Consider the following 12344-nt stretch of genomic DNA (forward strand, 5'->3'; position numbering starts at 1 on the left):
CCCCTGGTGCATCATCCCGCCATGGAAAACGACGCGATCCGGATACCGCAGTCTGTCCTCGATGCTCAGCACGGATTGGTGACCACCGTTCAGTTGCGCGCGTCGGGCGTCACCCCGAAAGCCATCCGTCACCGCGTCGAGACGGGTCAGTGGTTGCGAGTGTTTCGCAACGTCATATGTCTGACCAACGGTCCACTCAGCCGGGAGATGGAGCTGCAGGCGGCGCTGCTGTACGGAGGCAGCGGTGCGATCCTCAGTCACAACACCGCCGCGCACCTGTGGGGAATGCTGAGGGAGTCCACCGGTCCCATCCATGTGACCGTGCCGCGCAATTGCTCCGCCATCAGCCAGCCGCCGACGATGCGTCATGTCCTGGCGCGGCCGACATCGCTGAGCAACGCGTGTATCCATCCCGGTGTCCTGGTGCATCGGTCGTTGGCCATCGAACATATCGGTGTCGATACCGACCCACGTCGGACGAGCAGAGAAGACACTGCCCTGGACTTGGCTGTGTCTGCACCGGCGGCGCACGAGGCCGCCGCCGCCTTCGTCTCTGCGATGACCAACGGCAGGGTGTCGGTATCGGCGATGCGTCGAAAGATCGAACTGCGGAGGCCGCGTCGCTACAAGAAGATTCTGCTCGACGCCCTGTCCCTACTCGCGGGAGGAGTCCAGTCCGTTCTCGAGTTTCGGTATGCAATAGATGTCGAGCAAGCTCATGGGCTGCCGTCCGGGCGTCGTCAAGCACCGCATCATGTCGGTGATCGGGTGTTGTTCGAGGATGTCGAATATTCGCAAGGTGGTCTGATCGTTCGCCTCGACGGTCAGCATTTCCATTCGGCAAAAAACGTCAGGTTCAGAGACCGTCTGCGAGACAACGCCGCCGAGCTCAGTGGGCGCCCTCGGTTGGTGTACGGCTGGCAGGAAGTGTCGACCGACCCATGCGGGGTGTTCCGCGAGGTGCGCGATGTGCTGGTGCGGGAAGGATGGACGGATGAGTCCTATGCGTGCGAGAAGTGCTGCGCAGTGGTGCGGTTAGGTGCCGCCCAGGGCACTTAACCGCACCACTGCCGCAGGCACTACCGGAGCCGCTCCTTGCGCAGTTGCGCAACCTCGGGCAAGTCGAGGGGAGCGAGAGTCGTCCCCAGGGCACGCCCCAGCAAGTAGTCGGCCAACTCCGGGTTTCGGGCGAGTACCGGCCCGTGCATGTAGGTGCCGATCACAGAGCCCTGCACGACGCCTTCGCGTCCGTCGCCGACGCCGTTGCCCACCCCGTGGGTGACCTTGGCGAGTGGGGATGCATCCAGGCCGAGAGTTGTTCCGCCGCGGTGGTTCTCGAAACCGGTGAGTTTTTGGCTCAGGCCGTCGAGCGCGGGTTCGGTGACGACTTCACCGATGGATCGGGTGGCCTGCGGTGCGGTGGTGACGTCGAACAGGGAGATGCCGTCGACGCGTTCACCCGCGGATGTTTCGTACCAGTGGCCCAGTACCTGGATCGCAGCGCAGATTGCGAGCACCGGAACGCCGCGGGCGGCCGCGTTCTGCAGTCCCGGGTATCGGGTGAGGTGACGCGTCGCCAGGCGTTGAGCCGAATCCTCGGCTCCACCAAGGGTATACACGTCGAGTGAATCGGGAACCGGGTCGCTGAGGGTGATCTGCACGACCTCGGCGTCGATGTCGCGCATCCGCAGTCGCTGCCGAAGAATGAGCGCATTTCCGTTGTCGCCGTAGGTGCCCATCACGTCGGGCAGGACGAGGCCGATGCGAACGGTGGACTCAGACATCCTTCACCTCACGTGCCAGCGCCCGCCCGAGATCGCGGAACGCGGTGTAGTTGGCCAGCACCTCGACGCGCCCGGGTGGACAGGATGCGATGGCCTGCAACGGATCTGCGATGGTGGTGTGCTGTGATCCTGCGTACAGCAGACGTACTCCGAGGTCGGTTGCGCGCTCACCGGCGGCCACGACGGCGACGTTCTCGAAGTGCTCGAAGCGAACGTCCCACAACCACGACAGGTCTTCACCGTCCGGTACCTGACCGTTGACGGCGATGACGAGTCCGTCGCAGGTGGGGTCGATCATCGACAGCGCTTCCTGCCAGCCGGCGGGGTTCTTCGCGAGAAGCATTCGGACGGAATGGGATCCGTACTGGACGGTGGAGTAGCGTCCGGCCACTTCGTCGACGCTCGACGCGGCGGCGACGGCATCTTCTGCGCTCGCGCCGAGGGTCACGGCGGCGGCGACGGCCTGAGCTGCGTTGCCGCGGTTGGCTTTTCCTGGCAGCGACAGCTTCATCGGCAGCACGAGACCATTGGGGCCGTACAGGTTTTCGTCGTCGAGCCACCAATCCGGCGTCGGGCGCTTGAAGTCGCTGCCGGTGCTGTACCAGTGCTCGCCCTCCCACAGGATGGGCTCGCCGGTACGGGGGCAGCTGACCGAGTCCCCCGCCCACCCGCCGCCGGCGGCGACCCACACGACGTTCGGGGCGTCGAACGCAGCGGAGGTGACCAGGACGTCGTCGCAGTTGGCGATGACGACCGTCTCGGGATGCCGGGCCAAGCCGGCGCGCAGCTTGCGTTCGATCATGTTGATCTCGCCGACTCGGTCGAGTTGATCGCGACTGAGGTTGAGCAACACGATGGCTGCCGGGTCCACTGCGTCGGACACGTGGGGGACGTGCAACTCGTCGACCTCGAGGGCAGCCAGCTCGGCATCGAAATGGGCGTGCAGTGCGGCGACGATGCCTGCGTCCATGTTCGCGCCGTCGGCCTGGGTGGCGACGTCGCCGAGAGTGGCCAGCGCCGCAGCCGTCATTCTGGTGGTGGTGGACTTGCCGTTGGTTCCGGTGACGATGACGGTGCGTCGACCACGGCCGAGACCGCCGAGGATGCTCGGATCGATCTTGAGGGCGACGAGCCCGCCGATCATCGAGCCCTTGCCCCGGCCTGCCTTGCGAGACGCCCAGGTCGCCAGCTCCGCCGCGCGCAGTGCCACGCGGCCACGTGCGCCGATACGTCTGCGCTCACCCACTTCAACCATCCGCCGAGTCTGGCACAGAAGAGCGTGCGGTTTCATGTCGGCGGTGGCCCGTCACACCGGCGCTTTCTCCAGCACTTCGGTGGGCCTGCGGACAGCCATGCCGCCGAGGCATCCGCCGATCACGACGACGCCGCCGATCAGCGCGAGTATCGACGGGTCCTCACCCAGGAATATCCACGCACCGGCGATGCCGACGACGGGGACCAACAGGGAGAACGGAGCGACGAGGCCGGCGGGGTTGCGACTCATCAGAATGCTCCACAGGCCGCTGCCGATGATCGTGGCGGGAATCACGATGTAGGCCAACGCGACCAAGCCGGGCCAGCCCTGCGGACCGAACGATTCCGTCAGTGCGTTCCACCCGGCGCTCGGCCCCTCGACGATCGCGGACAGGGCGAGCATCGGCACCGGCGGCACGACGGTCATCCACAGCATCAGCGTCATCGGCGAGTCGGACTTGGCGAGTCGGTTTCCGAGGTTGCCGAACGCCCAGCCGAGCCCGGCGAGCAGGGTCAGGATCACCGGCAGCAGGGTGGCGTTCTGCGCACGGTCCCAACCGATCAGCACCATGCCGAGCACGGCGATCCCGATGCCGATGGCCTGCCTACGGGAGACGTGTTCGCGCAGCAGAACCGCGCCGAGAACGACGGTGAACGGGGCGGACGACTGCAGAACGAGCGACGCCAACCCGGTGGGCATGCCGGCCGCCATGGCCGCGAACAGGAAGGCGAACTGGAGGAAGCCGAACCCGAAGCCGTACAGCAGCAGCCATTTGAGCGGCACCTTGGGGCGTGGGACGAGCAGCACGACGGGGACCGCGATGACCAGGAACCGCAGCGCGGCGAAGAAGAAGGGCGGAAAGTGATCGAGCCCGACGCGGATGGCGAGGAAGTTCAGGCCCCACAGCACGGCGACGGTCAGTCCGAGGAGGCGGTCGCGAGTGGTCATGCCGTCAATCGTGACGGTGACAAATGATCAGCACAATCGAATATATTCGCAGCAATAGTTAAGATTTACTGCATGAACGTCGAGCGGCTCAGGATCCTCCGAGAACTCGCCGATCGCGGGACCGTTGCCGCTGTCGCCGACGCGTTGTCGATGACACCGTCGGCAGTGTCTCAGCAGCTCAAGCTGTTGGCCCGCGAGGCGGGGGTGACACTGCTCGAACCCGCCGGCCGTCGACTTCGACTCACCGACGCCGGACGTGCACTGGTGCTCAGAACCGACGACGTGCTCGCCGCTCTCGCCCGCGCATCGGCCGAGATGGATCGATACCGAGCGTCCCCGCGGGGACGCGTGCGAGTTGCTCTGTTCCCGTCCGGTGCTGCTCTGCTGCTGCCCGGGGTGCTGACGCGTCTGGCGAACTCGGAGGTCGACATCGATGCCCGCGACGAGGACTTGCCTGCATCCTCGGTTCCCGAACTTCTGGCGGATTACGACGTGGTGCTCACGCACCGGGACGAGCGGTCGCCTTCGACCGCGGGTTCCCGCATCGAAGTGACGACGCTCATGCGTGAACCCATCGACCTGGTGCTGTCGTCCGATCATGCCCTGGCGCACCATGAATCGATCGACCTCCGAGATCTGGTCGACGAGCAGTGGATCAGCGTGCGCGGAGGATTCCCGGTCGACGACGTGCTGCTGTCGGTGGCCGCCGCCACGGGCGTCGAACCCCGAGTAGTGCAGCGAGTGAACGACTTTCGCGTCACCGAGGTCTTGGTCGCGGCCGGGCACGGCGTGGCCCTGATGCCGCGCTACGCCGTCGTGCATCCGGATTTGATCAGAATTCCATTGTCGGGCGTGCGGGCGGGGCGCATCTACGAACTCGCGACGCGTCCTGATGCGCGCCGACTACCCGCGATCTCCACCGTGTTGGACGCTTTCGCGGCGGAGGTGAATGCGACGACCGGGAAATCGGACCTACCGCAGCGAAGCCGTCTGAGTTAGCCTGAGTAACGAGCCGGGTGTTCACTGTGCTGACGTGGTTGTACATGCGCCGCGCCCCAGCCGGCACATCGTCCCGACAGCAGTTCTGACATACGACGAAGCCGCCCACCCGTGACAGGGGTGGGCGGCTTTCGCTTGTCCGGATCAGCGCAGCGCGCGGTTCACAGCCGAGACCACGGCGCGCAGTGACGCGGTGGTGATCGACGTCGCGATTCCGACGCCCCAGACCGTGGTGGCGACACCGGCGGGCGAGGTGACCGAGGCCTCGACGTAGGCGGCGGCCTGGGCGTCGTCGCCTGCGGACATGGCGTGCTCGGAGTAGTCGAGCACGCTGACGTCGTAACCGATGGTGGACAGTGCGTCGACGAACGAGGCGAGCGGACCGTTGCCGGAGCCGGAGATTTCCTGCTCGACGCCGTCGACCTTGACCGTCGCGGTGATCATGTCGGTGCCACCGTCGACCTCCGCGGCCTGGACCGACTGCTTGATGCGCTCGAGTGGACGGATCGGCGTCAGGTACTCCTCGGCGAAGACGTCCCACATCTCCTTGGGAGAGACCTCGCCGCCCTCGCCGTCGGTGATGCGCTGGACGGCCTGGGAGAACTCGATCTGCAGGCGACGCGGCAGGTTCAGTCCGTGATCGGACTTCATGATGTACGCGACGCCGCCCTTGCCGGACTGCGAGTTGACGCGGATGACGGCCTCGTACGTGCGCCCGACGTCCTTCGGGTCGACGGGCAGGTACGGAACCTGCCAGGTGACGTCGCCGATGTCCGAACCCTGTTGGTCCGCAGCGACTTTCATTGCGTCGAGGCCCTTGTTGATGGCGTCCTGGTGGCTGCCGGAGAAGGCGGTGTAGACCAGATCGCCACCGTAGGGGTGCCGCTCGGCGACGGGAAGTTGGTTGCAGTACTCCACCGTTCGACGAACCTCGTCGATGTTGGAGAAGTCGATCTGCGGATCCACGCCGCGGGTGAACAGGTTCAGTCCGAGCGTGACCAGGCAGACGTTGCCGGTGCGTTCGCCGTTACCGAACAGGCAGCCCTCGATGCGGTCAGCGCCGGCCTGGTAGCCGAGTTCTGCTGCAGCAACACCGGTTCCGCGGTCGTTGTGCGGGTGCAGCGACAGCACGATGCTGTCGCGGCGGTCGAGATTGCGGCTCATCCACTCGATCGAGTCGGCGTAGACGTTGGGCGTCGCCATCTCGACGGTGGCAGGCAGATTCAGGATCAGCGGCTTGGCGGGTGTGGGATCGATGATCGCGGTGACCGCGTCGCACACCTCTTTCGCGTAGGAAAGTTCGGTGCCGGTGTAGGACTCGGGTGAGTACTCGTAGCGCCAATCGGTATCGGGGAACTTGGCTGCTTCTTCGAGAACCTTGCGGGCACCGTCGGTGGCGATCTTCTTGATGACGTCACGATCGGCCCGGAACACCACGCGGCGCTGCAGGATCGACGTCGAATTGTAGAAATGCACGATGACGCTGCGGGCACCCTCGCACGCGACGAACGTGCGCTCGATGAGCTCGGGACGGCACTGCGTGAGCACCTGAATGGTGACGTCGTCGGGAATCGCGCCGTCCTCGATGATCTCGCGGACGAAATCGAAGTCGGTCTGGCTGGCCGACGGGAAGCCGACCTCGATCTGCTTGTAGCCCATGCGAACGAGCAGGTCGAACATGCGGCGCTTGCGCGCCGGGCTCATCGGGTCGATCAGCGCCTGGTTGCCGTCGCGCAGATCCACGGCGCACCACTGCGGCGTCCGGTCGATGATCTTGTCCGGCCACGTGCGGTCGGGGAGGGTGATGGGCTCCACTTCCTCGGCGAACGGCCGATAACGGAAGGTGGGCATCGAGGAGTTCTTCTGGGTGTTCCACGCGGGCTGATCGCTGGGCGCGGGCCGCGAGGGCGGGGTGATGGTGCGAGATCCCGAGGTGAATGCGTCGGCTGGTGACATGGTCTTCGTCTCTCCGTACAGATCAGAGCAATGTGTTCGACCGGCGCAACGAACCCCGCGACGGGAAGCCAGTCTGGTCTCAGACCCCGTCGCGGCTGTTAAGAAGGAGAGCTCGCAGCATGGGCTGAGTGTACTACCGCACACAGGAGGGCTACCCCAGGGTCGGCGACTCGAATTTCGCAGTGACCTCGTCGAGTCGGTGCTGCCAGCGCTCGACGTCGTTCGTTCGTCCGTCGTCGCCGACGGTCCAACAGTGCGCGAGCAGTTCGTATCCCAGCCGATCGACCGTCGCATGCAGCGTCCATACTCGATGCGCCCAACGCCGATCGTTGTGTGCCGCTTCGGCACCCGCGAGCGCCGAGCCGACCAACTCGAACTGGACGTCGCGCCTGAGCGTCAGAGTGTGTGGCGCAGTGACGGTGTCGGTGCGCAGAACCGTCACCAGTTCTGCGGCGAGCCGAAGAACCCGACCATCGGACCAGTGCAGTGCGCGTCGGAAGGCACCGGGCAGCAGCAACCACAGTGCTGCGAACGCAAGTGCGACACCCACGGTCGTTTCGACGACCCGATCGACGACGATGCCCTCCAGCGGAGCCCCGGGATGCGAGATCGTGCCCATCAGCAACGCCAGTGGGGTGATGAACGTGACTGCGAGGCCGTAATTGCGCGCGACCGAGATTTCGATCGCGAACTGCAGCACCATCAACACCACGATGACGGCCAACCCCGACAGCGGAGAAAGATAGACCGCCGAGAACAGCACGACCCCGGCCAACGTTCCGCCGAGTCGCTGCATGCCCCGGTAGGTGCCGTGCACGCGGTCGGGACCTTGCTGCAGCACCAGAACCGCGCCCATGATGGCCCAATCCGGCCTGCTCAGCTCCAGCGCAACGCTGATGCTGCCGGCTGCGGCCGCCGCGCAGAACACTCGAATTGCGGTGGACGCCGCGTGGGAATCGCGATGCAGCGATCGCCGCAACCGGTACCCGACGCCGGGCCGGGCGAGCGGCAACTGATCGGGCACGGAGTCGACCGCCCGATCCGGATCGGTGCTCCGGGCGGTTGCCGCCGCGAACGTCAGATGAGCATCGAACAGTGTCTGGACCAGTACCGGCCGCGATGCCAACCGGGCGGCCCCGGCGTCGTACACAGCAGCCCAAGCCGCGTGCAGACGCGAGGCGGCTGCATGTCGATCGGCCGCGGACGCCGTCGGCGAGCTCGTGTATTTCTCGATCGCTCCCACCGCGGCACCGACGGCCTCCCGCTCGGGACCTCGCGGATCCCGCAGCACCCCGGACATCGCCACCACCAGCGCCGACGCCACCCCGATGATCGCGCAGGCCGCTCCGCGGACGGCGCTGATATCGGCACTGGGGATGTACGACGACACCGCGCACACCAGCACGAAGAAGAACGCCCCGGGCGGCCCGAGACGCAGCGCAGCGATCACGTAGACCGCGACGAGGGCGAGGATCGAGAGCACGGTCACGGGGATCATCCGCGCCCAGCCGGTGTTTCCGAGGTCGAGCGCAACCTGCCCGGCCGTCGCGCCGAGCCACACCGAGGCCACCAGCGCGCCGCCAGCGACCAGCACCACCCACCAACGCGAGCGGTAAGGACGGCCCTCGCCGTAGATGACCGCGAAACTGCCCGAGACCACCAGGAGCGCCTCGGTGTGGAAGCCGAGAACCCACGCCAGGATCGCGGGGACACCGAAGGCCAGCGCCGAGCGCAGTCCACCCGGCCAACGACGTCCGACGGCGGGAAGCCCGAAGAGCACCCGCAGACCTCGCGCGGGCGGGGGTGGGCGATGCTCGGGAATGGTCACCGGAAACATGTTAAAGCAGGCGAGGGGGCCTAAAATCCCAGCTCGGAGCTACCCGGACCACTGCGCGGGGCATTCGCTCGGTAAGGTGACCCGCGGACAATCGAACGGTTGTCGGCTATCCAGCGGAGGTAAAACGCGTGGCTCTCATCGTCCAGAAGTACGGTGGATCGTCGGTGGGGACCGCCGAACGCATCCGACGCGTCGCTGAACGAATCGTCGAGACCAAGAAGGCGGGCAACGACGTCGTCGTGGTCGTGTCGGCCATGGGCGATACCACCGACGAACTGCTCGACCTGGCCCAGCAGGTGTGCCCGGCCCCGCCGGCCCGTGAGATGGACATGCTGCTCACCTCGGGTGAACGCATCTCCAACGCACTGGTCGCAATGGCCATTCACTCGCTCGGTGCCGAGGCGCGGTCGTTCACCGGCTCGCAGGCAGGCGTCGTCACCACCAGCGTGCACGGCAACGCCAAGATCATCGACGTCACCCCCGGCCGAGTGCGCAGCGCTCTCGACGAGGGTTCGATCGTGCTCGTCGCCGGGTTCCAGGGCGTCAGCCAGGACAGCAAGGACGTCACCACGCTCGGACGCGGTGGATCGGACACCACCGCCGTTGCGCTCGCCGCAGCACTGAACGCCGACGTCTGCGAGATCTACACCGACGTCGACGGCATCTTCACCGCCGATCCGCGCATCGTGCCCAATGCCCGTCACCTCGACACCGTCTCGTTCGAGGAGATGCTGGAGATGGCGGCCTGCGGCGCGAAAGTGCTGATGCTGCGCTGCGTCGAATACGCCCGTCGTTACAACGTTCCCGTTCACGTGCGCTCGTCGTACACCACGAAACCCGGAACGATCGTCTCCGGATCTATGGAGGACATTCCAGTGGAAGAAGCAATTCTCACCGGCGTCGCACACGATCGCAGCGAGGCGAAGGTCACCGTCGTCGGTATCCCCGACTCGCCGGGCTACGCCGCCAAGGTCTTCCGCGCCGTCGCCGACGCCGAGATCAACATCGACATGGTGCTCCAGGGCGTCTCCAAGATCGACACGGGCAAGACCGACATCACCTTCACCTGCCCCAAGGCCGACGGCCCGACGGCAGTGGAGAAGCTCACCAAGCTCCAAGCCGAGATCGGCTTCGCGCAGGTGCTCTACGACGATCACATCGGCAAGGTCTCCCTCGTCGGTGCCGGCATGAAGAGTCACCCCGGCGTCACCGCGACGTTCTGCGAGGCCCTGGCCGACGCGTCGATCAACATCGACCTGATCAGCACCTCGGAGATTCGAATCTCGGTGCTGGTCAGCGACACCCAGCTCGACGACGCGGTGCGGGTACTGCACGCCGCCTTCGATCTCGGCGGCGACGAAGAAGCCGTCGTACACGCAGGAACAGGACGATAGAAGATGACCACAGTTGCAGTCGTAGGAGCCACCGGCCAGGTCGGTGCCGTCATGCGAACTCTGTTGGAGGAGCGTAACTTCCCCGCCGACACCGTTCGATTCTTTGCTTCGGCTCGCTCGGCGGGCAAGAAGCTGCCGTTCCGCGGCGAGGAGATCATCGTCGAGGACGCGTCCACCGCCGATCTCACCGGAATCGACATCGCCCTGTTCTCGGCCGGTGCCACGCTCTCGCGGGAGCAGGCACCGCGATTCGCTGCAGCCGGCGCGGTCGTCATCGACAACTCGTCGGCGTTCCGCAAGGACTCCGACGTGCCGCTGGTGGTCAGCGAAGTCAACCCCGAGGCAGCGAAGAACCCGCCCCGCGGCATCATCGCCAACCCCAACTGCACCACCATGGCCGCGATGCCGGTGCTCAAGGTGCTGCACGACGAGGCGGGCCTCCAGCGCTTGATCGTCTCGAGCTACCAGGCCGTCTCCGGTAGCGGACTCGCCGGTGTCGAGGAACTCGCCACCCAGGCGCGCGCCGTCATCGGCGACGTCGAAAAGCTGGTGCACGACGGTTCGTCGGTGGATTTCCCGGCCCCGAACAAGTACGTCGCGCCCATCGCCTTCAACGTTCTGCCCCTGGCAGGTGCGTTGGTCGACGACGGATCCGGTGAAACCGACGAGGATCAGAAGCTGCGCAACGAATCGCGCAAGATCCTCGGATTGCCCGACCTTCTGGTGAGCGGGACGTGCGTGCGCGTGCCCGTGTTCACCGGTCACTCGCTGTCGATCAACGCCGAGTTCGCCAACCCGCTCTCGGTCGAGCGGGCGCGGGAGCTGTTGGCATCGGCACCCGGTGTCGAGCTGGTGGATGTGCCGACGCCTCTGCAGGCCGCAGGTAAGGACGCATCCCTGGTGGGCCGCATCCGTCAGGACCCCGGCGTTCCCGAGGGCCGCGGATTGGCGCTGTTCGTTTCGGGCGACAACCTGCGTAAGGGTGCCGCGCTCAACACGATTCAGATCGCAGAACTGCTGGTCTGACGTCGTGCGCGTTTTGCGTAGCTCCAGCTACGCAAAACGCGCACGACGGGGGATGCTCAGTTGAGGCGCAGGCCCTCGGCCGATGCGTCGAAGATGTGCGCGTGAGCGTCGTCGATACGCACGTGGACGCGATCGCCCTTCTCGGGTGGGCTGCGCCAATCGGCCCGCGCGACGATAGTTTCGGTGTGGCCGTTGATGTCTGCGCGACCGAATACGAACGCCTCGGATCCGAGTTCCTCGACCACGTCGATCTCGAGAGCGATGCCGCTGCCGGCGATCTCGATGTGCTCGGGGCGGATACCGAACATCACCTCCGTTGCCGAACCGATGGTTTCGCGCGGAACGGGAATCACCTGATCGGCCAGGCGAACGCCGCCGTCGGTGACCGGGGCGCGGAACAAGTTCATCGACGGTGAGCCCATGAACCCGGCGACGAACGCATTGACCGGGGTGCGATACAGCTCGCGCGGAGTGGCGCACTGTTGCAGCACACCACCTTTGAGCACTGCGACGCGATCGCCCATCGTCATGGCCTCGACCTGATCGTGGGTGACGTAGACGGTGGTGGTGCCGAGCCGGCGCTGCAGCTGCGCGATCTGCGTCCGCGTCTGGACCCGAAGTTTGGCGTCGAGGTTACTCAGCGGCTCGTCCATCAGGAACACCTGTGGTTGACGAACGATGGCGCGTCCCATGGCAACTCGTTGACGTTGGCCGCCGGAGAGCGCCTTGGGCTTACGATCGAGGTACGGCTCGAGGTCGAGCAGCTTCGCGGCTTCTTCGACGCGAGCGCGGATGTCTTCCTTGTTGGCCTTCGCAAGCTTCAGCGCGAAGCCCATGTTCTCCGCGACGGTCATGTGCGGATACAGAGCGTAGTTCTGGAACACCATCGCGATGTCGCGATCCTTGGGTTCGGAATTGGTGACGTCCTTGCCGCCGATGAGGATGCGACCGGAATTGACCTCTTCGAGCCCCGCGAGCATTCGCAGCGACGTCGACTTACCGCAGCCGGACGGACCGACCAGAACGAGGAACTCGCCGTCCTCGATGTGCAGGTCGAGCTCGTTCACCGCCGGGGCGTCAGAGCCCGGAAACAGCCTGGTGGTGCGCTCGAACGTGATTGTTGCCATGACGAAATAGATCCCTCC

The 12344-nt window shown here is 65.7% G+C and carries 10 protein-coding genes; 4 read left to right on the forward strand and 6 right to left on the reverse strand.

Going from position 1 to position 12344, the window contains the following annotated elements:
• The first annotated feature begins 21 nt into the window (after window positions 1-21).
• Window positions 22-1059, forward strand: coding sequence for a type IV toxin-antitoxin system AbiEi family antitoxin domain-containing protein (locus ACNEOT_RS04960; RefSeq protein WP_415972611.1), 1038 nt, complete (start codon window positions 22-24; stop codon window positions 1057-1059).
• 20 nt (window positions 1060-1079) lie between these two features.
• On the opposite strand, the gene ACNEOT_RS04965 is transcribed toward ACNEOT_RS04960, so the two are convergent.
• The 3 genes from ACNEOT_RS04965 to ACNEOT_RS04975 are packed head-to-tail and all read right to left on the reverse strand — an operon-like array spanning window position 1080 to window position 3987.
• Window positions 1080-1784, reverse strand: coding sequence for a type 1 glutamine amidotransferase (locus ACNEOT_RS04965; protein WP_415972612.1), 705 nt, complete (start codon window positions 1782-1784; stop codon window positions 1080-1082).
• A complete protein-coding gene (locus tag ACNEOT_RS04970; protein WP_415972614.1) occupies window positions 1777-3039 on the reverse strand; it encodes a MurT ligase domain-containing protein in 1263 nt (420 codons plus the stop codon). The genes ACNEOT_RS04965 and ACNEOT_RS04970 overlap by 8 nt, the downstream gene beginning before the upstream one ends.
• Before the next feature lie 51 nt (window positions 3040-3090).
• Window positions 3091-3987, reverse strand: coding sequence for an EamA family transporter (locus tag ACNEOT_RS04975; protein ID WP_415972616.1), 897 nt, complete (start codon window positions 3985-3987; stop codon window positions 3091-3093).
• 72 nt (window positions 3988-4059) lie between these two features.
• Here ACNEOT_RS04975 and ACNEOT_RS04980 point away from each other — a divergent pair, with 72 nt between their 5' ends.
• Window positions 4060-4986: a LysR family transcriptional regulator gene (locus tag ACNEOT_RS04980; protein ID WP_415972618.1), complete on the forward strand. Its 927-nt coding sequence runs from the start codon at window positions 4060-4062 to the stop codon at window positions 4984-4986.
• A gap of 144 nt (window positions 4987-5130) precedes the next feature.
• Here the strand turns inward: ACNEOT_RS04980 and leuA are convergent, their stop codons facing one another.
• Together leuA and ACNEOT_RS04990 are read right to left on the reverse strand one after the other, a co-directional pair.
• The gene (gene leuA, locus ACNEOT_RS04985; protein ID WP_415972619.1) at window positions 5131-6942 is read right to left on the reverse strand and encodes a 2-isopropylmalate synthase; all 1812 of its coding nucleotides are present in this window, start codon (window positions 6940-6942) and stop codon (window positions 5131-5133) included.
• 151 nt (window positions 6943-7093) lie between these two features.
• The gene (locus ACNEOT_RS04990; RefSeq protein ID WP_415972621.1) at window positions 7094-8770 is read right to left on the reverse strand and encodes an FUSC family protein; all 1677 of its coding nucleotides are present in this window, start codon (window positions 8768-8770) and stop codon (window positions 7094-7096) included.
• 137 nt (window positions 8771-8907) lie between these two features.
• On the opposite strand from ACNEOT_RS04990, the gene ACNEOT_RS04995 reads away from it, so the two are divergent.
• Window positions 8908-10173, forward strand: a complete 1266-nt coding sequence (locus ACNEOT_RS04995) for an aspartate kinase (protein WP_415972623.1) — start codon at window positions 8908-8910, stop codon at window positions 10171-10173.
• Between the two features lie 3 nt (window positions 10174-10176).
• Window positions 10177-11199, forward strand: a complete 1023-nt coding sequence (locus ACNEOT_RS05000; protein ID WP_415972625.1) for an aspartate-semialdehyde dehydrogenase — start codon at window positions 10177-10179, stop codon at window positions 11197-11199.
• Between the two features lie 56 nt (window positions 11200-11255).
• Here the strand turns inward: ACNEOT_RS05000 and ACNEOT_RS05005 are convergent, their stop codons facing one another.
• Window positions 11256-12326: an ABC transporter ATP-binding protein gene (locus tag ACNEOT_RS05005; RefSeq protein WP_415972626.1), complete on the reverse strand. Its 1071-nt coding sequence runs from the start codon at window positions 12324-12326 to the stop codon at window positions 11256-11258.
• Window positions 12327-12344: the final 18 nt, after the last annotated feature.

It is taken from the genome of Rhodococcus sp. 077-4, assembly GCF_047782425.1.
Taxonomy (GTDB): Bacteria; Actinomycetota; Actinomycetes; order Mycobacteriales; family Mycobacteriaceae; genus Rhodococcoides.

Bases quoted from the DNA above. Each gene is read 5' to 3' on its own strand.
- ACNEOT_RS04980 (WP_415972618.1), top strand. From the start codon at position 4,060: ATGAACGTCGAGCGGCTCAGGATCCTCCGAGAACTCGCCGATCGCGGG.
- ACNEOT_RS05005 (WP_415972626.1), bottom strand. From the start codon at position 12,326: ATGGCAACAATCACGTTCGAGCGCACCACCAGGCTGTTTCCGGGCTCT.
- ACNEOT_RS04970 (WP_415972614.1), bottom strand. From the start codon at position 3,039: ATGGTTGAAGTGGGTGAGCGCAGACGTATCGGCGCACGTGGCCGCGTG.
- ACNEOT_RS05000 (WP_415972625.1), top strand. From the start codon at position 10,177: ATGACCACAGTTGCAGTCGTAGGAGCCACCGGCCAGGTCGGTGCCGTC.
- leuA (WP_415972619.1), bottom strand. From the start codon at position 6,942: ATGTCACCAGCCGACGCATTCACCTCGGGATCTCGCACCATCACCCCG.
- ACNEOT_RS04975 (WP_415972616.1), bottom strand. From the start codon at position 3,987: ATGACCACTCGCGACCGCCTCCTCGGACTGACCGTCGCCGTGCTGTGG.
- ACNEOT_RS04965 (WP_415972612.1), bottom strand. From the start codon at position 1,784: ATGTCTGAGTCCACCGTTCGCATCGGCCTCGTCCTGCCCGACGTGATG.
- ACNEOT_RS04960 (WP_415972611.1), top strand. From the start codon at position 22: ATGGAAAACGACGCGATCCGGATACCGCAGTCTGTCCTCGATGCTCAG.